The organism is Archaeoglobus sulfaticallidus PM70-1 (assembly GCF_000385565.1).
Classification (GTDB): Archaea; Halobacteriota; Archaeoglobi; order Archaeoglobales; family Archaeoglobaceae; genus Archaeoglobus_A; species Archaeoglobus_A sulfaticallidus.
Genome location: NC_021169.1, coordinates 1,182,609 through 1,201,379, shown reverse-complemented (window position 1 = coordinate 1,201,379; position 18,771 = coordinate 1,182,609). Strand labels below are relative to the sequence as shown.

Sequence of the window (18,771 nt, the reverse complement as noted above, 5' to 3'; positions counted from 1 at the left end):
TTATCAAGAAGAGTATAAAAGAAACCGGTGGATCATAAATCTTCATTCTACATTTTTTTTGATCTCGACTACCCAGACCTCTTGTTCAGGATCCCACGAGCCATTGATTTCTTTCCAGATTCGTTTGAACTGTTCGATGCTGTAGCCTCCCTATGCCCATGCATCCTCGGGAGAGACGTCTCCAAGGCGTTCTTTCCTTAATCCAGTAACCCGTAGTCTTTTGAGAACAGCTTGTTTTGGCTTTGTGGGTGCTAAGATTGGTCTTGTTGAGATTCGGGATCTTCTCTTTGAACTCGGCGATAATTTCAGAGTAAGGTCTGCCTTCAGCAAGTATGTGATTGATGTCATCGTAATACTCGCTTTGACAGATTTTACATTGCGGGTTTTTGTTAAAGCTCATAAAAGAGCGTTAAAGCAAGACTTTAAAAAAGAGAGTCAAGAGCTACCTAGTAGCAATCTTTAAAGCTTTAAATTTTATAACGCTATCATGGGGCTGCGTGATATAATCCTTAAATACCCTGAAATTTTGATTCTTCCACCAACATTATTTGTTAGTATAGGTCTCTACTTGATGAAATCGGATGTTTCAGTTGAGCATTTAGATACATTTTTAGTTGGGTTTTATTTGGGTGTTGGTGGAATTATTTTGGGCATCTATATCGGATTCATAATTATTTATGTGAGATTTTTGAAAAAAGAAGTTAAAAAGAAATTAGGGGAGAAAATTGAAGGAACATTATGGAACCAATTCATGATAAGTTATATCGCAGGAATTTATGGAGGCCTAACAGTTCTTGCAGCTAATCTAATTTTATCAGCCAATGACATATACTCCAAAACAATTACAACAATCACGTTTATCGGTATGATGATTCTTTTTGGTTTGCTTGGACTTGCTGGCCTAACCTACGTTTTAGAAACTAAAACTGGGGGGAAAACAACTCATAATTAGGAGGTGATAGGTACAAATGAGTCTTCCATGGGTTCTAAAGCTCATTCAGCTACTTGCAGCTTTTATATTTATTTTGATGATTGCTCCATCTGTAAAACGACTTCCGTTTCGAATCTGGTTCGGCAAATCAATCGTTCTCTTTATCTACCTGCTGTTCATATGCGTCGCTATCCTCCACGAAGGGGGACACATGTTTGCTTACACTATTTTCGGCGTCAAATTCACTTATCACTTTGATTTGCTATCCCTCCTTCACGTCACCGCTGAGAGTCCTCCACCCCCTACAGTACAGCTCATTTCTCTGGCAATGGGACCCATTTTTCAAGCAGTTCTTGGATATATCTTCCTGTTCTCGGATTGGGATTTTCTCAAGAAGTTTAGAGAAGGGTTCCTTGACAAAAACTTAACAAATATTACCTTGTTTTTAATTATAGTCCTTCTAGGAAGTTTTTTGGACATTTACGGGATAATTGTGATATCATGGGATCTATTGAATTAAGGTCATCAAGTTTGTCAAGCATAAAGCTTGATAAGAACGGGTTTAAAAGAGGTGGGTTAAAAATTAGTGAGAAAATAGACAACTAACTTTGGTTAGAATACCTCTTCTATCATCTACCTCACTATCAGAAAAATAATCGCATTCTGTACACTCGCTTATAGGAACAAGCTTATTCAACTTAGAGCATCTTACAGCTGCAATAATCTCCAGAGGCTTGGATCCCATAAAACTACACCTCCTACATTTCTACTTTTTTTGGATAATCTATTAAAGTATTACTACTCTCCTTGCTCTTTAACTTTAACCCTGTGCAGCAACCTGCGGGGCTCTTTTTCCAGGATACTTTCTCCCTGACTTCTTCAAGATTTACGACAGAATTACCCCATCTTTTCGAGCTTCCTGATTGTTGATTCTATATCTCCCCTGTAGTCATCTTGGAGGGACATGTAAAATCTATCTGCGCGGCAATGTCCGTTCTCATTTTTTCTGCCCTTGTAATGGTACTTGCTTTTACGCTTACAGTTTTTGCATTCGGAAAGTGATACTATGCACGAAAGATATCCAAGGTTTTTGTGTGCATCAGCCCACCGATTCCATTCCTACATTCACCTATTACGAGGAATTTCTGTGTTCTCTTGCTGATTTATTGACGCTTTTAAAATCCCAGTCAAGGCTGGATTGAATCATACTTCACCCATTGCACTAGTTTTCTCCCCAAACCTTGATGTATTTCCTCTCACCCTGCTGTCGCAATTCTATCGCTTGTTTTGCTAGTTCGTGGATTTCGTAAAATGAGAAGAGGAGATTCAGGCATTTAAATGCCAGGCTGATGAATTTTGCTGTAGAGATGGCAGTGTTTTAACCGGTCAGAGCTGAGATCGAGGATGTGTTTGAGGAATTGCATAGTATACAATGAATTCCGAATACAAGTTCGTTGCTGTGAAGGTACTTAGCGAAGTTGTTGCGATGGGTTTCAGGGAAAGGAGGGTGTTGAAGTTAGCTGAGATGTGATTATGCAAGGACACAATTACGCTTTTCTTACAATGACTTCCCCATCCTTGATAACGAACACGATCTTGTCTCCGGCATTTACTCCCAGGATATCTCTCACATCCTTTGTTAGGGTCACTTGGAATTTTTTAGTGACATTGCTAAGTCCCAGTATTCTTTCCTCCATACGAGTAATACAAGTAAGGAAAAATTTAAATATTTCTCAATACAAGTAAGAAATGTAATACAAATAAGGAGGTATTGAAATGGATGCACCTGTTAGAAATGGAGATATTGAGAAGTTGCTGCAGGTATGCAGCCCGAGCAGGCTGGACAGTCTGGTGAGAAAGATATGCCCAGGATACAAAGCCGACAGATCAGCACCATCTTTGCTCTATGAAGAAATACACAATATGGCGGTGGTGATGATATTGACGAGGCTCAGGGCGGCAGGCATAGAGGCAGAGGGAGAGATAGCCATTGAGTATGGGGTTGTGGACATAGTGGTGAAGTACAGAGGCGAGATAATAGCAGTAGTTGAGGTAAAGACGGGCAAGGTGAAGCTCATACAGTCCGCAGTCTATGCACACATAACTGGAAAGCCCGTCTTCATAGTGGAAACCAAAAGTGGAAGGGTCACAAAACTAACACCAGATGTGGCGACAAGGCTGGTGGAACTGTTTATCGGCGTTCTGAAGGACATAAAGGAGGTTAGAGGGGATAAAGTCATCCCCAACCCGGGATGCAGGTACTGCACCGCAAACTGCAGCTACGGGAATGGCAGAAACCTGAAAGGTGCAGATCCGGTGAGGAATATGCTGAAGATGCTGGACAACATAAATGTGGTCGTTGACAGGCTTATAGAAGGTTTGAGAATGGAGATGGAGAGAATCGACAGAGGAAGGCAGGATATGAAAGAGAGGAATAATTAAAGTCTGTCCAGTGTTTTTGCACATTGAATCTACCTTTCTGATTTTTATAAAATTAATTCATCCTTGCGGGGAATCCAGACAAAGTTGAGTATATGTTGAAGTCCTTTTCACCACATGACTCTCTACGCGTAGCTGGTCGCATAGCCGTTCTCGAGCGAGCCGCCGCCCTCTAAAAAAATAGGGGGTAAGGCACTGGGAAGGGTGGAAATTAGGCTGAGAATTGTGAATAGAATAAGCAGCAGAAAGACTCAAGTGGCAAAAAGGCTTAAGCTGCATAAGCAATGGTGGTAGTAAGGCTGGGAATGGTAAGCTGGCTGGTAAAAGCAATCAGCAGCTGAATACAGGTGAAAGATAGCTGAATACAGTGTAAAACCTCTAATCCATGGCAGGAATTTCTGGTTGGTAGATGATTGTTGTTGTGTATGTTGGCAATTGTGGGGTTTCAGTAGTTGGTAAGGCAAATGTCTGGTGTGAGTTATTGGGCAATGGGGTTGTTGTGGAGGGAATTGCTTGGGCAACAAAAGGCAGTGGAATAGCAACTAGGAATGGGATCAGGAAAGAAATAAGATGACTGAAAATGACTGGAATGAGACCTGAGCGGTTAGCCACTGGGAATGGGAATGATGGATAGATAAAGCAATGGAGAGGAATGGTAAGCAGAAGCAATGGGACTGGATGGTAAGCTGGAATAGGGATGGACGGTAGAAGCAATATAGGTAAGGCACTGCGCTGGAATGGATAAAGCAATGGAATGGTAATGAGAATGAAGATTTGGCAAATTGAATGGTTGGAAATGGTGAATGGCTAAAGCAATGGATTGGATAAATTGGAATGGAGCAGTTAGGCTCGGGAATGTACATGGAATGATTAGGCTATGCCGGGAATGAATAAATGGACTCACGCAAGCACTGGGAATGCAAGGCACTGGACTGGTAAGCTTGAATGGGAATGGTAAGCATCTGGAAAGGGTAGGAATGGAACCAGCTTAAGCACTGAGAATGGTAAGACTGGAAGCGGGCACTGGAGCAAGCAATGGGAATGGTAAGCTGGGATGAGAATGGAAATGCTATCTAGCAATGGAAATGCAAGCAATGAGCAATGGAAATGCATGAATGGAAATAGAAATGCAAGCAATGAAGTAATGGAGCACTGGGAATGCAAGCAATTAAGCAATGAAAATGCAAGCTGTAAGGCACTGGAAAAGATAAGCTGGAATGGAAATGCATGAATGGAAATGCAAGCAAGGAAGCACTGGGAATGGAAAAAGCATGCAATAATAGCGCTGGAAATGCATACAATGAAGCACTGGAAATGCAAGCTGTAAGGCACTGGAAATGCATGAATGGGAATGGAGGTGCAAGCAATGGGAATGGTAAATGTGAGTATGGTACAAGGATCAGTTACATGCTTACCATATCCACTTATCACCAGCACAATGTAAAGTGATAGGGTTTGGCAAAACCCAAACCCAAAACCTAAAGCCCAAGGCAAAACAAGGCAAAAGCAAGAACCATATGGCAAACATCACCGTCACCAAAAATAGGCAGCAGCAAGCATGGGAAATGCTTTCGAAATGGCGGCAACCGCAATCTCCCCTCTCGTAAATATTTCATGTGAAAATAAAAATTCTGAGGCTTTCTTTTCAAGGGGTAAAGAAGCCCGGAAACAGCTCCTCACGCTTTACCAACTATTCTCTGACCTTAAATCCGTAAATGGAGCACGCATACCTACGAAGTATATGGGTTAGAAGGCAGCACGTCGCTCCAAACCATGTCCAGAAGCAACAGTTTCAGTCCATTTGAGAGATATTTTTGTCTGATCGGCTATTTACCGAAAATATTTGAGAACAACCGTCAGAATTCCAAAATCAATATTTTGGGCATATCTCAATAAAAGTCTAATATATATTTTTACTTATTGGATTTTGGGTGTTGTTGGAAAACACGAAATCCGATGCGAGGCTACCAATTTTAAAATAAAATTTTATTAAGCTGTTCAGCGTGAAAATATTAAAATGTCTCTCAGTATTTTGATTGCGCATTTCTTTAACCACATTCAAACAAGCAATATAATTTTCATAGAAGCGCTAGCGTAGGAAATATTCCGTGTCCTAATTTCTCTATTGTGTACACCTGTTATTATGGTTGTATTGCTTCATAGAAGCGATATACTCGGAGTTAGTTTTGCGGAATTATACGTAATCTATACGTAATGTGACCAAAAATTTATCTGATGTTGGATCTCATTAGTTTTGATGGCGCAAAGCAGGAAGATGTCACTTTACATCGATGAAAGAGTCGTTGACAAAGCCGGTTTAATCAGGCGGGCTACCGGTAAATCAATATCACATCTGGTGTCAGAGTACTTGCTTGATATTCTTGGAAGGATTGAGAAGGGCAAACCCGTACACGACACCACGACTGCAAATCAACTCGCTCTTAAAAACGACATCATCCAGCTGGCACGTGAGATTGAGGCTGCTGACCCCACACTCAGCACAGTGAAAAGAATTGAAGCCAGGATCAGAAAGATAAAAAAACGCAGACTCCCTCTGGATCCGGATACTGCCGAACTGCTCATGAAAGCGCTTGTGGAGTTTGAAGAGCTGAAGAGGCAGGCGATGGGAGAAAGAACAGAATTCGTGAGGGTGAACAGGTCAAAGCTTCAAAATATCCTCACCACGGTGGAAGAAGTAAAGAAGCTCTTTGAGGAGTACAGGGAGATGGAAGGGTTCTTCACAGACAAAAACAAGAAGAAAGCTCTTGCGAGGGATATTGAATCCAGGCTGAACTCTGCAATTGAAGAAGTGGCTGAGCTGGTTTAGACTGTTTGTCCGTTGTTTGTTTTCTCACGTCTTTTGGAGTTTACCTCCCAGACCTTGCCCTGGATCCAATAAGGTCGTGAGGGTGAAAGACAGAAAATGGTCTGAGTGGTCTGAGAAGGAGAAGCTGAAATGCCGCAACTGTGACCGGGAGATTTCGCTGAGAAGCAATTATCAGAACTTATTCCCTTTTTATAGAACGTGGCAGAAGACACACAGCCTCTAAGTGGTTCACTTAAAGCATCATTGTGTCTTCACTTCACAAAGGGTGTTGGGTATGTAGACGAAATTTTTAAATACTTTAAAGTTATGTGTATGTTAGTACAAGAATTAATTTGTATGATGTATCCCACCAAGTGTGGGCTATAGTTTAAGCCACCCGGGTGGTGGCAGTAAGATCCGGCCAGGTGTCGGAGAAATGTCCCGCAAAATGCGGGAATGGGCCCGATCCGCCTGGGATCGCGGACGGGTAGATGGCTGTTTTAGTAAGGTTAGCTGGCTCTATTAATAGGAATGGCTATTTTAGCCAGTTCAACTCCAGCTCCCTCACCTTTTTAAAAAAGAAGGAGTATGGAGGAAGTTGTGGTTTCCGTACAGTTTATTGTATACAAGTTTGTGTATACAAGTTTATGTATCTCCATGAGCAAGTTGATTCGTTTCATTTGATGATACAGAAGGGTTTTCACATCCCGAGGTTACTCTGTATCATTGAGTAATCTAACTCAAACAACCTACACCTCATTTGATTACATAGACCTTATTTTGCAGGTGAGAACTGATCTAAGAAACTTAAGAACATCAGGTTAAAACATACATGAATGCACCATACTGTCAACTTTGAAGAGTGATCGATAAAAAAATCTACCTAACCTGTAACTTACATTATCACGCCTTTTTCACAATAACTGCATCACCTTTTTGCACAAATACAACCTTATCTCCAGGTTTTACTCCCAGAACATCTCTGACGTCCTTTGTCAGAGTTACCTGGTACTTCTGAGTAACGCTGCTCAACCCAAGTATCTTCTCTTCCATACCAGTATTACAAGTAAGGAAAAGCTTAAATACTTTACCAATACAAGTAAGAAATGTAATACTTGTAAGGAGTGATGAGGTATGGAAGTACGTGTTAGACATGTTGAAATAGACAGGCTGTTGAAGGTGTGCAACCCGAGCAGGCTTGACAACCTGGTGAGAAAAATATGTCCGAAGTACAAACGAGATAACTCGAAACCATCGCAGATTTACGAGGAAATCCACAACCTGGCAGTTTCAATAATCCTGGCAAGGCTGAGAAAGGTGGGAATTGAAGCTGAAGCTGAGATTACCCTGAAAAACGGGGTCGTGGATATAAGGATAAAGCGTGAGAATGTACCTGTTGCAATCGTGGAAGTCAAGACTGGCAAGGTCAAGCTCATACAATCTGCTGCTTATGCCTACATGACCGGAAAGCCAGTTTTCGTGGCCGAAATGAGGACAGGCAATGTAACCAAAATAGCTCCCGATATTGCGAGGTACCTGCTCGAACGATATCTGGGCCTGCTCAGAGATATTAAAGAAGTTAAAGAGGGTTCAATCATTCCTAACAGCGCCTGCAGGTTCTGCGTTGCAGACTGTAAGTATAACAATGGCAAGAATCTGAGAAATCTAGATCCGGTCAGAAACCTTTTCGACGTTCTCAACAATATCGACAAAGTAATCGAAAAGCTGGTAGAAGGGATCAGAGCAGAAATGAAAGGTCTTAAGAAAGAGAATTTAAATTAAACAACTTTTTAATTTTAACATTATGGACTTGTTTGCCCTTGCTTAGCAGCTGACAGTTAATTGAGTGAAAAACCAAGTATACCTCGCCACTGAGCAATTATTCTGTTTTTGACTCGTTGCCGCAATCGCAATGCAACTATCCAAATACACCACAAAATACGCTCATGACATCAGATTCGTTGAGAACGATGTTGTTTATCCTCTTCTTTTCTATCAAAATTCTGAACTGCATGAATGGATCTTCAACTCCCGTCAACAGATCATCAAGAAATCTATCTGTTTCCAGCTTACCGTGCAATCTTCTTACCGCTTCCTCACTCTCTTCTATAAACTCACGGATACCTTCATGCTTACTCGAGAGACCCATTATCTTCTGAAGCATTTTCTGAAGCGTTCCCACCACTTCGCCATTAACAAGATTTTGGGCAGGTTTTCCAGATACCTGCCATGCAAAAACATCCACGAGGCTGTATGCGGTTAATAGTGTTATGATCCTTAAGTGTGGCTCTAGCTTCAGCGCAGCATCAGGGTTAACGACAGGCAGAGACGTTTCGGTGTAGACCTGAAGCATTTTCTAGAATGGAGATAACGGCACCCTCACACATTTCTCGACCTTCTCTTTAGAATACCCAATTTCTGCAAGGACTGCTTTTGAAAATACATCTTCAAAAAAGTTTGCAGCATTTAAGCTACCACCAAAAAGCCGTTTCAACCACCTGAGCTTCATTTCTGTCGCGTACACGGGGCTGATAACTCTCTCGTTGTAATGAGTCACCTCATGTGCAATCTTGATCTCATCCTCTTCGTAAATCTCTCCACTCCTCACCCTCTTGTAGGTAACACTGCTGACACCAATAACATACCTTCCGTTCATCATCCCTGTTGCAAATGATTGCATTCCAGGGCTTTCGGCGTATCTGTTTTTGCATAAACAACCATATCTGCTGGATCTACCTCAATGGATTTCAACCTGAAGGGCCTCATCTCTTCAACTCTTCGAGCCTTCTCCTGAACTCCTCGATGATCTCATCCGCAAGCCTTTCATCCACCTCTATGAGGTTCATGAACAACTCTGCAGCCTCGTTCTGTTTCAGAACCCTTCTGCCCTTCTCGGTAATTCTGTAGTACACAGGAGGAGGGTATGCTGAGTTGTCCTGCATCCTCTCAATGAGTCCTTCTTTCTGCAGTTTTTTCAGCACTTTCGTTAAGCCTGCCGGAGATATCCTGACTTCCTCTGCCAATTCTGTGTACCTCATCTCTCCATTCTTCAGTGCTCCCAGGACGTTCAGATCGTTATTTGTCAATCGCATAATATACACACCATCAGGTAAGACTTAGATATTACGGTGATTACTTTACTATAGTAAAGTAAGTTTACCGGAGTGATGAGAATGGTGAGGACGAAGAAGCATGGAGACGATGTGTACCGGTATTTTAGAAGGAGAGAAATCAGTGATGAGTTGATTAAAAAGATAAACGGTCTCACATGGGAGCAGGCGGCCAAACACCTTAACGTATCGATTCCTGGACTCTTTGTATTCCTGGAACATGCGAGAAGAGTTGGTAAGATAAAGGAGGTGGAGGTAAAGTGATCTTTCACGAAATAGTCGCACAGGCAGTGCGAGAGGTGGCAGAGGAGGAAGGCATATCCGAAGAGACAGTCTGGAAGATCCTCCCGAAAGTGAAAGAAAGGGCTAGGAATTAAGATGGTGTTAGTTTTACATCTTAATTCAAGGTGTCCTAGGATTGGAAGGACACCCCCATTTCCTCTCGTATCAAGCACTCTGTAAAAAGATTACCCATGTTTCTTTTTGACCCCCATATTTCCTCTCGTATCGTACACCATGAATGATCAGACTGTAGGATTGAAAGATGGTGTTAGTTTTACATCTTAATTCAAGGTGTCCTAGGATTGGAAGGACACCCCCATTTCCTCTCGTATCAAGCACTCTGTAAAAAGATTACCCATGTTTCTTTTTGACCCCCATATTTCCTCTCGTATCGTACTCCATGAATGATCAGACTGTAGGATTGAAAGATGGTGTTAGTTTTACATCTTAATTCAAGGTGTCCTAGGATTGGAAGGACACCCCCATTTCCTCTCGTATCAAGCACTCTGTAAAAAGATTACCCATGTTTCTTTTTGACCCCCATATTTCCTCTCGTATCGTACACCATGAATGATCAGACTGTAGGATTGAAAGATGGTGTTAGTTTTACATCTTAATTCAAGGTGTCCTAGGATTGGAAGGACACCCCCATTTCCTCTCGTATCAAGCACTCTGTAAAAAGATTACCCATGTTTCTTTTTGACCCCCATATTTCCTCTCGTATCGTACACCATGAATGATCAGACTGTAGGATTGAAAGATGGTGTTAGTTTTACATCTTAATTCAAGGTGTCCTAGGATTGGAAGGACACCCCCATTTCCTCTCGTATCGTACACCGTGAATGATCAGACTGTAGGCAGGAGTCCTTCTTCAGCGAGAATCTGTCTGATCAGCTGCTTCAGCTTCTCCTTCATCTGATTCTGCATGGGTTCGTCGATTACGGCCTCAACTATCTCCTCATCTATCACTTCTTTCGCCAGCCTGAGTGGATCCAGCACTGCCTTGCACTTCCAGCATCTCTGCCTGTGAGGTTCGTTGAACTCTCCGCAAAGATTGCACTGCACCGGTTTTAGCTTCTTGACCTCTGGCTCAGCCTCCTCCTCGCTGAGCAGACCGAGCTCCTTGAGAATTTTCTTGTCGGTGTCTATGTCCACTAGCTTGGAGTACCTTCTCAACGCCTTTGATCCGACCACGTGACCGCTTCTCTTGACAAGTTCCTGCTCCGTCAGCACTGCACTCCACATCGTGATGCTCGTGTGGCGGAACTTGTAGGGTGAGAACCTCTTTCTTTTCTGTATTCCTGCCTTCTTGAACAGCTTGTCCAGAATTCTGTTGTACGCGTATATGTCAATGGGCTTCACTATCCTCCTGTTGAAGTTATGTAAGTCAAGCCACATCGGCGCATCAGGATCATCCCTCAGCGGATGCACCTCCAGCCATCTGACCACATAGGGTATGCTGAAGCTAAGGTGTGGGCTCCTTCTTGTTGTTTTGCTCCTCCTTATGTGTACCCTTATACCGTAGGAATCTCTTTCGAAATCCCCAACCCTCAGCGTTAGCAGCTCTTCCGGCCTGCATCCCAGGTCGAGGTGACACATAATCAGGGCCGGGTCCCTGTGATTTACTGCAACACTTATCAGCCTGAGTATCTCTTCAACCCGTCAGCAGATCTTCTCTCGTGAGGTCGTTGTCCTTCACATCCCTCACACGTATCCTGCCAGCAAGCTCGTTCTTTCCGATCATCCTCAGTAGCATTCTCAGGTCTCTTTCGTACTCGTTGACAGTTGCTGGCTTCCAGCCGTAAGTTTCTATCTTTGCCAGCAGCACTATCAGAGACTCCTCATCGAGCTCTTCCAGCTCAACACCAAACTTCTCGCAGAGCAGGCGAAGCGAGACGATCTCTCTGTGCACTCTGGCAACGCTTACACCATCAGCAAGCCTGTAGTTCATGTACTTCAGAATGAGGTTCTTGTTCCTGTCCGAAATTTTGCTTCTCTCAAGAATTTTCAGCTCTTTCTTCAACCTTTCGTTGTAGTCGATAGCCCTCCACTTATCCAGGTCTACTCTCATCAGAGAATTCGTTCCCTCGTTGCTATTTAAGCCATTAAACTTTGTTCCCGTGCATTTAACAAGAGAATTCATGCGGGGGGAGGGACTTTGTTCCGAATTTACCGGTAAATTAACCTCCAATTGCTTAATAGAATTCTGCGAATTCTGCATTTGCTGCATTTACTGCCTAAATTGCTTTGTATTGAAGGATATATAAGGTCACATCGTAAGCCATGTAAATGTTGTTCAGCCAAATCCGACCTCATCAAAATCTTCATGAGCATGCAGAAAGAAATAGAAATGCTCAAGATGGAAATAGAGAAACTCCTAAATGGAGATGGTGAGAAATGAACTTCCTCTGGAGAGATGAAACCCTGTTCAGAGATGAATCTGTCTTCGACCCGGAATATGTTCCAGAAACACTCATTCACAGAGAGAGGCAGATGGTGGCTCTTGCAATGAATCTCAGGCCTGCATTGAAGAACCTCTCTCCAGTTCACACAATTCTCTTCGGCTCTCCTGCAACAGGCAAAACCTCAACCCTGAGAACGATTCTCAGGGAGGTTGATGATCATGCCATTATCACTTACGTGAGATGCCCTCTGGCAAGAACCTCCTACAGGGTTTTCTCAAGAATATTCGAGAGGGTTTACGGCTATCCCCCTCCAAACACGGGAATATCAATTGCAAGAATGTACGAACTCATCTGCGAGGGACTGCTTGAGAAAAACAAACCCCTCATTGTTGCCTTGGACGACTTCAACTTTCTGGAGAGAAATGCTGGAAACGAGATACTCTACGCACTCCTTAAAGCACATGAGGAATTTGGCGTGAGGATTGGAATCATCCTTGTAACAACAGAGAGAATCGAGCTGGATGATAAGACTGGAGCTGTCTTTCATCCCGACGAGATTTACTTCCCGCTTTACGATGAAGATGAAATAAGGGACATTCTTGCTCAGAGGGTCAGGCTGGGATTCTATGATGGTGCAATAACTGATGATGCCTTTGAGAGAATCGTAGAGCTCACAGCCAGAACATCAGACCTGAGGTTCGGGATTTACTGCTCAGGATGGCCGGAATTGAGGCTGAAAGAAGAGCGAGCAGGAAGATCGAACTGAGAGATGTGGAGATGGTCTATGAGGGGGCCAGGGTTTTCCTTGCAAAAAGCATCTCAGCCCTGAATTCGGATGAAAGAGAGGCTCTGAAGATAATATATTCCATTGACGGGGATGTCAGTTCAGGAGAGATTTACAGAATTCTGAAGGCTGAGGTTAACATGGGCTACACCAGGTTTTACGAGATTATCAACAAGCTGGAAAGGCTCAGGCTGATAGACGTGGTCATGGGGAAGAAGGGGAGGGGGAGGACCAGATACATCCTCAGGAAGTATGACAGAGAATTGATGCTGAAGGCTCTTACGGAGGGATGAAATGCAGAAAACATATTTAAGAGATAGGGATCATATTCAGAATGTTATGGCTCAGAATACAGAATCCCTCAGGAAAGAAATTTTCAGACTCAAAAGAGAAATGGACTCTCTGAAGAGAAGACTGGAGGAGCTTGAGCTCGAGCTGACCCACAGATCTGTTGAGGATATAAAGAGCGAGCTGAAGGAAGAGTATCCCGACATTGACTTCGATGATGATCTTCTCGCTCTCGTAGGAACAATTCCGCCAAACCCTCCCGAAATGGATAAGCAGATTGTGAGGGAAGCGGTGGAGAAGGTTCTGAGATGAGCGCCTTCTTCGATGTAAACGTCTTCATGGATGTTCTTGAAAGGAGAAGGGGCTGGAAGGCAAGTCTGGCTGTCGTTCAGCTCGTCAGAAATGGTAAAATTGAAGGTTACGTTTCAGCGCTCACACCACCGATAATTTACTTTCTTAGGGCAAGATACACCGATGAGAACAGGGCAAGGGAAGACGCCAGAAGAATCCTCAGGGAATTCAGAATTGTTCCGCTGACGGAAGAGATCATCCTGAACTCTTACGAGGAATCAAGAATTGACGATTTTGAGGACTGCATACAGTTCCATTCTGCACTCAGTACTGCGGAAGTCCTCATCACGAGGAACATAAAGGACTTCGAGGCAGTCAAGGACGAGATTGCGGTCATGACTCCCGAAGAGTTTCTCACAGAGAGGAGAGAGCGTTTCTGACCGCAAAACTCACCTCTTCATATGCTTTCTCAAGCAGTTTTCTGTAATACTCAAAATCAACTGTTTCGGGATTTCTGATCGAAACGAGCTTTCGTTTAAAGTCTACAACCACGTATTCGATCTCCATTCCGGGGAAGAGCTTCACACCAAGCTTCTTCAGCTCTCTGACAGCAGAGGCTTCAAGGGAGTTTTTTGAGTAGGATGTTCTGCTTATCCTTTTCCGAATGAAGAACCACTCAGGATCAGCATACTTCATCGCTAGCATGTACCTGCGGTAAATTCCCTTCAGATCGCTTTCAAGCTCAGCAAGTTCATTCAGTGTTCTCGCATTTCTGAGCAGATAAAACATCTCCATCTGAGCTCTCCGAATGAACTCAGGAGTGTCTCGCCTTCTGGCCATCACTCCCCTGAGCTTCATCTCACCGCTCTCGACAGGCCGTAATAGCGGGCAGCATTTCCAAATCCATCCTTTCTCGGCAGGAAAACAACCCAGTGGTACCTGTCCTTCCTCAGCAAGCAGACCCGTTTCCCGCTCTATTCTCTCTTTGAGATCACCGTTTGAGTTTCTGACAAACACGCTGTCAACCATCGCGTGAATGACTTCAGTACCACTCTCCTCAGCTATTCTGATGCTCTCAAGCAGAATTTCTCTTCCGATGCCGGTAATCCTCTCATGCACGGAAATGCTCCCGAACTTGGCATTTTTGAAGCCCGTGTATCCAAAACATGTCACCAGCATCCACTTTAAAGCCGAATCAATTCCAGCAACTTCAGGATTGGTTTTCTTCATCCTCTTCGTCTTTATTCTCAGCTCAAGCAGCGGTTCAAGAATCGTGGAGAGAAAGCCTTTCCTTCCGTTTCCAATCGATTCCGGACTCAAATTATACTTCACTATAATTGCCGGATACATTGAAGTGAAGTCTATCTGGGAAACGTTCTCGTAAACACCAGGCTCTGGCTGTAGAATCAAGCCCCCTTTGTCATTCCTCCTGAGTTCTTCAATTCTCCTTGGCTTTTCAGCATCCCTTTTTCTGAAGGGAACTGCTATGCCTCTCCTCAGAGCCTCGTAAACTTCATAGCTGGAGATCAATGTTCTGGGAGTGAATCTTGACGTAAGATTTGCTGACAGTCCTGTTAGCCTTGAGGTGAACAAAATCCCTTTCAGGCCGTATTCTCTGAATGCAAATGAAGCCGTATCTATCAGAATCTTCCCCTCGGTGATTAACGCACTCCTCCTGTGCTTCACCGCACCGTAGCTGTAGTAGCTGCTCTCCTTCAGAAACCTGAATTTTCCTCTTGAGAGGGTGAAGTTGATTCCGTATTCCCTGCATTTCTCGAACATCATTCTCGCTGCTATGTCTGCATTTTCCATCAGGATGATGTCCGGATTGAATGAGTCAACGAAGCTCATGAACTCCCCCAATGATAACCTTTTCCCTCCCCTCCACGCTGAACTGCCTGCTCTCAATAGCGGTTAGCTGAGAGGGGTTTACAGGATTATCAAACCTGACCTTACATTCGAATACTTTCAGCTCTGGAATGCTCAAATCAAATCTGTCCTGAAATGGTTCAGATAAGCGGGAAAGCCCTCTTGCTGCAAGATACTCCACCTCTCTCCTGAGGTCAGCGTTGTAGATCTCTGCCTCTGGAGCCTGGATCTCTATCTTCTTAGCAACTCTTTTAGGGGCGTAAACCCTGAATCCCTCTTTTTCTCCATAGATCGTTCTGAATGTTACCTCCTCAACCCTGTATCTCGTTTCCAGATCTTCTACCAACTCTGCGTGCCCGTGTTTGTCGGGAAAGTGAATGAGAACGGAATCATCATGCCTGACGTACCTTTTCCTCACCTTCTTCCCCTTCAGCCACACGTTCACTCCTTTCTTTGCAGGAAAGACATCCAGAATCAGCATGGTCGATCAGCCTCATGAGCTCAACTGCTACTGCAAACAAAGCAGCCTTATCAGCAGAATCGAAGGCAAGATAGCATACAGAATACCTCTTCTTGATTGACTCGATTATTCTGTCCGCATAGATGACCTCTTCCTTTTTCATCAGGCTCTTTGCCCTCTCGATTTTTGCAATCAGGTCGTTTAACGGCAACCTCACGCTTGCAACACTTCTGCCCATGATTCACACCTCCAGGGTAAGCTGAACATCTGAGAGAAGGAAGCTTCTCACCTCCCTTCTGGTATTCAGCTCAATGATGTCGGCAACGTAGCCCGGGCGGTGTTCTGTAACAGCAATGATCCTGTTTGCAAGTCTGGAGATTATTCTTAGATATTCGTCATGAGATGCAGAATAGTACACAAGAGTTTCACATCTGCCAGCTGTGTCCCTCAAAGCCAGAGCAACATTCTCTGCATCTCTTTCACTCTCGAACAGGGATGGATCATGCTCCACAAAGACGGCCTGGTGGTGGGTGTTTTCAAGGAGGGTTAGGAGCTGGTGGGATGTGAAGGCCCTTGCAACCTCATAGCCGTGCTTTATTTTCGTCAGAATGCTGATCCTGTTTCCGGCTATGAAGAGGGAAGAGAGGCTCGTGTGAGCGATTTTGATAGCCTCATCAATCGCTATTGCCGGTGGGGAAATGAGAATATTGAACCCCTCACGGATTAGCTCCATATTACAATTGGTTGTAATGGTTAAGATAAGGATTGGGTGCAGGGTGAAAGTGAAAAGAATAATGTATATATCAGCAATTAAACGACTTTCACCGAAACCGGATTGGTCTCCCCCCGAACAGATAAATCAAGATGCGAGAGCTGCGGATACAGAAAGATCTACAGGGAGTTCTGATATTGCGGAAATATATATTTTCAGCACTGAATAAAAATTAGTGGATTGCTCAGCAAATCTTTTTGATTTTACAACCGGATAAAAATTTTCATACTGACAAACAAAAATCCATATCCCCCCATAACTGATTTTTGCCCGCCAGAATCTATAATCTCTCAAATAGTAAAAACCTCACGCAGTGTTCCTTTTCAATACTCACGTTCAGAAATGCGGGCAACCAACAGGCCTTCAGAAAAGCGGTCTTGAAAAGAGTTATAAAAGTGTAAAGGAGGAATTTGAGTATCGGAATCTCATAAGGAGAACGGCAACTCGTCTATTGTGTCTGGTTTATACCATGCCACTAAAATGACTCTTCAAGCAATCAACGATTACGAAGATTTCGCTGAGATGAGGGCTGAGATTGAGCTGCTTTTCAAAGCTACCAAGGCCTTATTCGGATTGAAAGATTTGCACATCTATTACCGAGATTTAGCTATTCCAAGGGTCACCATGTGTCTATACGCTGGATCTCTCTTTATGCAGTTCTGCATGGAGAACGGGTTAAAAGCTGACGTTATCATAGAGCATTTGAGGAGGAAAAGGTTGTAATGCAGAAGGCACTTTTCTGGAGTTGTTTATTTTTGATTTAGAATAAATTCCGGATTTGTTAAAATAGGGAGATTGGATAAATGGAGACCCTAATGAATAATTAAAAGAATATGGAAATGTATGGTACCAAACCGATTTTAAATTCACTTTAATACCCTTATATTTCTTCGCATTTCCATCTCCGGTCTCTCCATCCTCCACAAGTCCATCTCCAGCAACCTAGTCCAGATCTCCACCTTTATAATGGCCTCCTCAGCGGTAATCTCGTCTCTTTCCATAAGTAGAACTTCCTTCAGCGCGAAGCCCTCTGGCAGCTTCAGTGCAAACTTCTTCAGTGGTCTTACATCTAGTTTCCTTTTTACTAACCAGCGAGTATGTAACATACCCGGTAATTATTAGACCCGTTAGTTATAAATATCTTACTCACCTTGTGATGACATGGATCACCTCCCCCCAATCAAAAAATGGATTGAGGATATAGAGAACCTCCTGAAAAATACCCAAAAAAGGAAGGTTTTCCTCTACATATTCCTCATAAAAGGGGCTGATTTTGCAGATATTGCAAGGTACGTCCGTATCTCCCAGAAAAATCTTACGAAGCACATAAAGGACTTCGAGTTTATTAGACTTATCAAGTCAGAAGTTTCGCCAAAAGACAGGAGGAAGAAAATATATGAAGTAACACCCTTTGGCAGGGACTTTATCAGCTACGATATCAGGTCTATAGGAATGTATCTGGATCTGGCGAAGGCATATCTCAATGAGATGTATTCTGAAGAAGGTGAAGATGTGGAAAGAAGGGTGAACGAGGTCATAGGCAGATACATTGTATCCCACTCAAACGAACCTTCCATGAATAGAGGGCCGCTTTCTGAGGCTGTGGGTCTTTTCCTTTACTTTCTGAGGTATTCCAGAAGGATTAATCCACAAGACCTTAAGAGTTGTCTGTTCTTCAATTCTGAAGAGAGTAAAACCGTGCTGACTGAAGAGAATAAAGCTGTACAGAGACTACTGGATGCGGCAATATGCTCAAAGAAAGGCTGTTCCGTCTGCAATCTAATACTCGATGTCCTGCCATCCCAGCCAGTTTACGGACCGGTGGTGCTAAAGCTCAAGAAGATGGATCCAGAAGAGCTGATGGAACTGAAAGAGAGGCACAAAGAGGAATACAGGCTCTCAAAGTACTGGGACCTGAACCAAAAGTAGTATGGGCCCGGAGGGATTTGAACCCTCGACCGCCCGGTTATGAGCCGGACGCTCTAACCTGGCTAAGCTACGGGCCCTTTAAAACAACTTGTAAATTTTCTTCCAAAGGGGTTTATGAATTTTATGGTATCACCGCATGCAACATGCATCAACAACTCAGCTCTGCATCAAAACCACAATAAATTTCAAATACCCATCAGTGAAATGAAGAATGCATGATTGAAAAAGATTTCCAGAAAAAGCTTCATGATTACTACAACCTGCTCAAGATGACAAGGAAACCTGACAGAGAAGAGTTTATAACAACGACAAAGGTAGCTTTGGCTGTGATGTTCGTGGTGGGCATCATAGGCTTTGGGATATATCTCATACTGGAACTTATCAACAAGCTGGTGTGAAGGTGTA

29 protein-coding genes and 1 tRNA gene are annotated in these 18,771 nt (G+C 43.4%); 17 read left to right on the top strand and 13 right to left on the bottom strand.

Features of this window, described 5'->3' with window-relative positions; genetic code table 11:
• The first annotated feature begins 487 nt into the window (after positions 1–487).
• Together ASULF_RS06530 and ASULF_RS06525 are read left to right on the top strand one after the other, a co-directional pair.
• On the top strand, positions 488–952 hold the full coding sequence (locus ASULF_RS06530; protein WP_015590915.1) for a hypothetical protein: 465 nt from the start codon (positions 488–490) through the stop codon (positions 950–952).
• A gap of 16 nt (positions 953–968) precedes the next feature.
• On the top strand, positions 969–1,451 hold the full coding sequence (locus tag ASULF_RS06525) for a hypothetical protein (RefSeq protein WP_015590914.1): 483 nt from the start codon (positions 969–971) through the stop codon (positions 1,449–1,451).
• 1,027 nt (positions 1,452–2,478) lie between these two features.
• On the opposite strand, the gene ASULF_RS06520 is transcribed toward ASULF_RS06525, so the two are convergent.
• On the bottom strand, positions 2,479–2,628 hold the full coding sequence (locus ASULF_RS06520) for an AbrB/MazE/SpoVT family DNA-binding domain-containing protein (RefSeq protein ID WP_015590912.1): 150 nt from the start codon (positions 2,626–2,628) through the stop codon (positions 2,479–2,481).
• A gap of 79 nt (positions 2,629–2,707) precedes the next feature.
• On the opposite strand from ASULF_RS06520, the gene ASULF_RS06515 reads away from it, so the two are divergent.
• From ASULF_RS06515 to ASULF_RS06500, 6 genes are all read left to right on the top strand, one after another.
• Positions 2,708–3,373 carry a PD-(D/E)XK nuclease family protein gene (locus tag ASULF_RS06515; protein WP_015590911.1) on the top strand — a complete coding sequence of 222 codons (666 nt, stop codon included), beginning with the start codon at positions 2,708–2,710 and terminating at the stop codon, positions 3,371–3,373.
• A gap of 406 nt (positions 3,374–3,779) precedes the next feature.
• The gene (locus ASULF_RS11960; RefSeq protein ID WP_015590910.1) at positions 3,780–3,944 is read left to right on the top strand and encodes a hypothetical protein; all 165 of its coding nucleotides are present in this window, start codon (positions 3,780–3,782) and stop codon (positions 3,942–3,944) included.
• 480 nt (positions 3,945–4,424) lie between these two features.
• Positions 4,425–4,601: a hypothetical protein gene (locus ASULF_RS11955; protein WP_169336394.1), complete on the top strand. Its 177-nt coding sequence runs from the start codon at positions 4,425–4,427 to the stop codon at positions 4,599–4,601.
• Positions 4,598–4,819, top strand: coding sequence for a hypothetical protein (locus ASULF_RS06510; RefSeq protein ID WP_015590909.1), 222 nt, complete (start codon positions 4,598–4,600; stop codon positions 4,817–4,819). The genes ASULF_RS11955 and ASULF_RS06510 overlap by 4 nt, the downstream gene beginning before the upstream one ends.
• A 109-nt stretch (positions 4,820–4,928) precedes the next feature.
• Positions 4,929–5,120, top strand: a complete 192-nt coding sequence (locus ASULF_RS06505) for a hypothetical protein (protein ID WP_048098152.1) — start codon at positions 4,929–4,931, stop codon at positions 5,118–5,120.
• A 507-nt stretch (positions 5,121–5,627) separates the two neighbouring features.
• On the top strand, positions 5,628–6,197 hold the full coding sequence (locus ASULF_RS06500; RefSeq protein ID WP_015590908.1) for a hypothetical protein: 570 nt from the start codon (positions 5,628–5,630) through the stop codon (positions 6,195–6,197).
• Between the two features lie 882 nt (positions 6,198–7,079).
• Here the strand turns inward: ASULF_RS06500 and ASULF_RS06495 are convergent.
• Positions 7,080–7,229: an AbrB/MazE/SpoVT family DNA-binding domain-containing protein gene (locus ASULF_RS06495; RefSeq protein WP_015590907.1), complete on the bottom strand. Its 150-nt coding sequence runs from the start codon at positions 7,227–7,229 to the stop codon at positions 7,080–7,082.
• A gap of 81 nt (positions 7,230–7,310) precedes the next feature.
• Here ASULF_RS06495 and ASULF_RS06490 point away from each other — a divergent pair, with 81 nt between their 5' ends.
• On the top strand, positions 7,311–7,958 hold the full coding sequence (locus ASULF_RS06490) for a hypothetical protein (RefSeq protein ID WP_015590906.1): 648 nt from the start codon (positions 7,311–7,313) through the stop codon (positions 7,956–7,958).
• Positions 7,959–8,094: 136 nt separating this feature from the next.
• Here ASULF_RS06490 and ASULF_RS06485 read toward each other — a convergent pair whose 3' ends face one another.
• The 3 genes from ASULF_RS06485 to ASULF_RS06475 all read right to left on the bottom strand — a co-directional run bounded on the left by ASULF_RS06485 (position 8,095) and on the right by ASULF_RS06475 (position 9,268).
• Positions 8,095–8,529, bottom strand: a complete 435-nt coding sequence (locus ASULF_RS06485; protein ID WP_015590905.1) for a hypothetical protein — start codon at positions 8,527–8,529, stop codon at positions 8,095–8,097.
• A gap of 3 nt (positions 8,530–8,532) precedes the next feature.
• Positions 8,533–8,856, bottom strand: coding sequence for a hypothetical protein (locus ASULF_RS06480; RefSeq protein ID WP_169336393.1), 324 nt, complete (start codon positions 8,854–8,856; stop codon positions 8,533–8,535).
• An 82-nt stretch (positions 8,857–8,938) separates the two neighbouring features.
• A complete protein-coding gene (locus ASULF_RS06475) occupies positions 8,939–9,268 on the bottom strand; it encodes a winged helix-turn-helix transcriptional regulator (protein ID WP_015590903.1) in 330 nt (109 codons plus the stop codon).
• An 81-nt stretch (positions 9,269–9,349) separates the two neighbouring features.
• Between ASULF_RS06475 and ASULF_RS06470 the strand changes: the two genes are divergently transcribed.
• The gene (locus ASULF_RS06470) at positions 9,350–9,550 is read left to right on the top strand and encodes a hypothetical protein (RefSeq protein WP_015590902.1); all 201 of its coding nucleotides are present in this window, start codon (positions 9,350–9,352) and stop codon (positions 9,548–9,550) included.
• 864 nt (positions 9,551–10,414) lie between these two features.
• On the opposite strand, the gene ASULF_RS06465 is transcribed toward ASULF_RS06470, so the two are convergent.
• Together ASULF_RS06465 and ASULF_RS06460 are read right to left on the bottom strand one after the other, a co-directional pair.
• Complete coding sequence (locus tag ASULF_RS06465) at positions 10,415–11,167, bottom strand: site-specific integrase (RefSeq protein ID WP_015590900.1); 753 nt, start codon at positions 11,165–11,167, stop codon at positions 10,415–10,417.
• A gap of 55 nt (positions 11,168–11,222) precedes the next feature.
• Positions 11,223–11,639, bottom strand: coding sequence for a hypothetical protein (locus ASULF_RS06460; RefSeq protein ID WP_144060492.1), 417 nt, complete (start codon positions 11,637–11,639; stop codon positions 11,223–11,225).
• A gap of 326 nt (positions 11,640–11,965) precedes the next feature.
• Here ASULF_RS06460 and ASULF_RS06455 point away from each other — a divergent pair, with 326 nt between their 5' ends.
• From ASULF_RS06455 to ASULF_RS06445, 4 genes are read left to right on the top strand one after another with little or no spacing between them, the layout of a single operon-like run.
• Positions 11,966–12,739, top strand: a complete 774-nt coding sequence (locus tag ASULF_RS06455; protein ID WP_015590898.1) for an AAA family ATPase — start codon at positions 11,966–11,968, stop codon at positions 12,737–12,739.
• Positions 12,691–13,050 carry a Cdc6/Cdc18 family protein gene (locus tag ASULF_RS11320; RefSeq protein WP_015590897.1) on the top strand — a complete coding sequence of 120 codons (360 nt, stop codon included), beginning with the start codon at positions 12,691–12,693 and terminating at the stop codon, positions 13,048–13,050. The genes ASULF_RS06455 and ASULF_RS11320 overlap by 49 nt, the downstream gene beginning before the upstream one ends.
• 1 nt (position 13,051) lies before the next feature.
• On the top strand, positions 13,052–13,357 hold the full coding sequence (locus ASULF_RS06450; protein WP_015590896.1) for a hypothetical protein: 306 nt from the start codon (positions 13,052–13,054) through the stop codon (positions 13,355–13,357).
• Positions 13,354–13,776 (top strand): type II toxin-antitoxin system VapC family toxin, encoded by a 423-nt coding sequence (locus tag ASULF_RS06445; protein ID WP_015590895.1) that lies wholly within the window; start codon positions 13,354–13,356, stop codon positions 13,774–13,776. Before ASULF_RS06450 ends, ASULF_RS06445 begins: the two co-directional genes overlap by 4 nt.
• Here the strand turns inward: ASULF_RS06445 and ASULF_RS06440 are convergent.
• Genes ASULF_RS06440 through ASULF_RS06425 form a run of 4 tightly spaced genes read right to left on the bottom strand, consistent with a single transcriptional unit; the run spans position 13,751 to position 16,398 of the window.
• Positions 13,751–15,187: a type B DNA-directed DNA polymerase gene (locus ASULF_RS06440; protein ID WP_048098149.1), complete on the bottom strand. Its 1,437-nt coding sequence runs from the start codon at positions 15,185–15,187 to the stop codon at positions 13,751–13,753. The genes ASULF_RS06445 and ASULF_RS06440 overlap by 26 nt on opposite strands.
• On the bottom strand, positions 15,174–15,623 hold the full coding sequence (locus ASULF_RS06435; protein WP_048098148.1) for a hypothetical protein: 450 nt from the start codon (positions 15,621–15,623) through the stop codon (positions 15,174–15,176). The genes ASULF_RS06440 and ASULF_RS06435 overlap by 14 nt, the downstream gene beginning before the upstream one ends.
• The gene (locus ASULF_RS06430; RefSeq protein ID WP_015590894.1) at positions 15,598–15,903 is read right to left on the bottom strand and encodes a hypothetical protein; all 306 of its coding nucleotides are present in this window, start codon (positions 15,901–15,903) and stop codon (positions 15,598–15,600) included. Before ASULF_RS06430 ends, ASULF_RS06435 begins: the two co-directional genes overlap by 26 nt.
• 3 nt (positions 15,904–15,906) lie before the next feature.
• Positions 15,907–16,398 carry a hypothetical protein gene (locus tag ASULF_RS06425; protein ID WP_015590893.1) on the bottom strand — a complete coding sequence of 164 codons (492 nt, stop codon included), beginning with the start codon at positions 16,396–16,398 and terminating at the stop codon, positions 15,907–15,909.
• A gap of 519 nt (positions 16,399–16,917) precedes the next feature.
• On the opposite strand from ASULF_RS06425, the gene ASULF_RS06420 reads away from it, so the two are divergent.
• Positions 16,918–17,160, top strand: coding sequence for a hypothetical protein (locus ASULF_RS06420; RefSeq protein WP_015590892.1), 243 nt, complete (start codon positions 16,918–16,920; stop codon positions 17,158–17,160).
• A 143-nt stretch (positions 17,161–17,303) separates the two neighbouring features.
• On the opposite strand, the gene ASULF_RS06415 is transcribed toward ASULF_RS06420, so the two are convergent.
• On the bottom strand, positions 17,304–17,543 hold the full coding sequence (locus ASULF_RS06415) for a hypothetical protein (protein ID WP_015590891.1): 240 nt from the start codon (positions 17,541–17,543) through the stop codon (positions 17,304–17,306).
• Between the two features lie 55 nt (positions 17,544–17,598).
• Between ASULF_RS06415 and ASULF_RS06410 the strand changes: the two genes are divergently transcribed.
• Positions 17,599–18,366, top strand: a complete 768-nt coding sequence (locus tag ASULF_RS06410) for a MarR family winged helix-turn-helix transcriptional regulator (protein WP_015590890.1) — start codon at positions 17,599–17,601, stop codon at positions 18,364–18,366.
• Between the two features lie 2 nt (positions 18,367–18,368).
• Here ASULF_RS06410 and ASULF_RS06405 read toward each other — a convergent pair.
• Positions 18,369–18,443 (bottom strand) — tRNA-Ile (locus tag ASULF_RS06405).
• A 138-nt stretch (positions 18,444–18,581) separates the two neighbouring features.
• Between ASULF_RS06405 and ASULF_RS06400 the strand changes: the two genes are divergently transcribed.
• A complete protein-coding gene (locus tag ASULF_RS06400) occupies positions 18,582–18,764 on the top strand; it encodes a protein translocase SEC61 complex subunit gamma (protein WP_015590889.1) in 183 nt (60 codons plus the stop codon).
• The last annotated feature ends 7 nt before the right edge of the window (positions 18,765–18,771 follow it).

Coding starts and splice junctions, on each gene's coding strand:
- ASULF_RS06425 (WP_015590893.1), bottom strand. CDS start 16,398: ATGGAGCTAATCCGTGAGGGGTTCAATATTCTCATTTCCCCACCGGCA.
- ASULF_RS11320 (WP_015590897.1), top strand. CDS start 12,691: ATGGCCGGAATTGAGGCTGAAAGAAGAGCGAGCAGGAAGATCGAACTG.
- ASULF_RS06470 (WP_015590902.1), top strand. CDS start 9,350: ATGGTGAGGACGAAGAAGCATGGAGACGATGTGTACCGGTATTTTAGA.
- ASULF_RS06485 (WP_015590905.1), bottom strand. CDS start 8,529: ATGCTTCAGGTCTACACCGAAACGTCTCTGCCTGTCGTTAACCCTGAT.
- ASULF_RS06495 (WP_015590907.1), bottom strand. CDS start 7,229: ATGGAAGAGAAGATACTTGGGTTGAGCAGCGTTACTCAGAAGTACCAG.
- ASULF_RS06530 (WP_015590915.1), top strand. CDS start 488: ATGGGGCTGCGTGATATAATCCTTAAATACCCTGAAATTTTGATTCTT.
- ASULF_RS06510 (WP_015590909.1), top strand. CDS start 4,598: ATGAATGGAAATGCAAGCAAGGAAGCACTGGGAATGGAAAAAGCATGC.
- ASULF_RS06410 (WP_015590890.1), top strand. CDS start 17,599: ATGGATCACCTCCCCCCAATCAAAAAATGGATTGAGGATATAGAGAAC.
- ASULF_RS11960 (WP_015590910.1), top strand. CDS start 3,780: ATGATTGTTGTTGTGTATGTTGGCAATTGTGGGGTTTCAGTAGTTGGT.
- ASULF_RS06460 (WP_144060492.1), bottom strand. CDS start 11,639: ATGAGAGTAGACCTGGATAAGTGGAGGGCTATCGACTACAACGAAAGG.
- ASULF_RS06415 (WP_015590891.1), bottom strand. CDS start 17,543: ATGTTACATACTCGCTGGTTAGTAAAAAGGAAACTAGATGTAAGACCA.
- ASULF_RS06440 (WP_048098149.1), bottom strand. CDS start 15,187: ATGAGCTTCGTTGACTCATTCAATCCGGACATCATCCTGATGGAAAAT.
- ASULF_RS06400 (WP_015590889.1), top strand. CDS start 18,582: ATGATTGAAAAAGATTTCCAGAAAAAGCTTCATGATTACTACAACCTG.
- ASULF_RS06480 (WP_169336393.1), bottom strand. CDS start 8,856: ATGCAATCATTTGCAACAGGGATGATGAACGGAAGGTATGTTATTGGT.
- ASULF_RS06490 (WP_015590906.1), top strand. CDS start 7,311: ATGGAAGTACGTGTTAGACATGTTGAAATAGACAGGCTGTTGAAGGTG.
- ASULF_RS06525 (WP_015590914.1), top strand. CDS start 969: ATGAGTCTTCCATGGGTTCTAAAGCTCATTCAGCTACTTGCAGCTTTT.
- ASULF_RS06475 (WP_015590903.1), bottom strand. CDS start 9,268: ATGCGATTGACAAATAACGATCTGAACGTCCTGGGAGCACTGAAGAAT.
- ASULF_RS06455 (WP_015590898.1), top strand. CDS start 11,966: ATGAACTTCCTCTGGAGAGATGAAACCCTGTTCAGAGATGAATCTGTC.
- ASULF_RS06500 (WP_015590908.1), top strand. CDS start 5,628: ATGGCGCAAAGCAGGAAGATGTCACTTTACATCGATGAAAGAGTCGTT.
- ASULF_RS06445 (WP_015590895.1), top strand. CDS start 13,354: ATGAGCGCCTTCTTCGATGTAAACGTCTTCATGGATGTTCTTGAAAGG.
- ASULF_RS06505 (WP_048098152.1), top strand. CDS start 4,929: ATGGGAAATGCTTTCGAAATGGCGGCAACCGCAATCTCCCCTCTCGTA.
- ASULF_RS06420 (WP_015590892.1), top strand. CDS start 16,918: ATGACTCTTCAAGCAATCAACGATTACGAAGATTTCGCTGAGATGAGG.
- ASULF_RS06465 (WP_015590900.1), bottom strand. CDS start 11,167: ATGTGTCACCTCGACCTGGGATGCAGGCCGGAAGAGCTGCTAACGCTG.
- ASULF_RS06515 (WP_015590911.1), top strand. CDS start 2,708: ATGGATGCACCTGTTAGAAATGGAGATATTGAGAAGTTGCTGCAGGTA.
- ASULF_RS06520 (WP_015590912.1), bottom strand. CDS start 2,628: ATGGAGGAAAGAATACTGGGACTTAGCAATGTCACTAAAAAATTCCAA.
- ASULF_RS06450 (WP_015590896.1), top strand. CDS start 13,052: ATGCAGAAAACATATTTAAGAGATAGGGATCATATTCAGAATGTTATG.
- ASULF_RS11955 (WP_169336394.1), top strand. CDS start 4,425: ATGAGAATGGAAATGCTATCTAGCAATGGAAATGCAAGCAATGAGCAA.
- ASULF_RS06430 (WP_015590894.1), bottom strand. CDS start 15,903: ATGGGCAGAAGTGTTGCAAGCGTGAGGTTGCCGTTAAACGACCTGATT.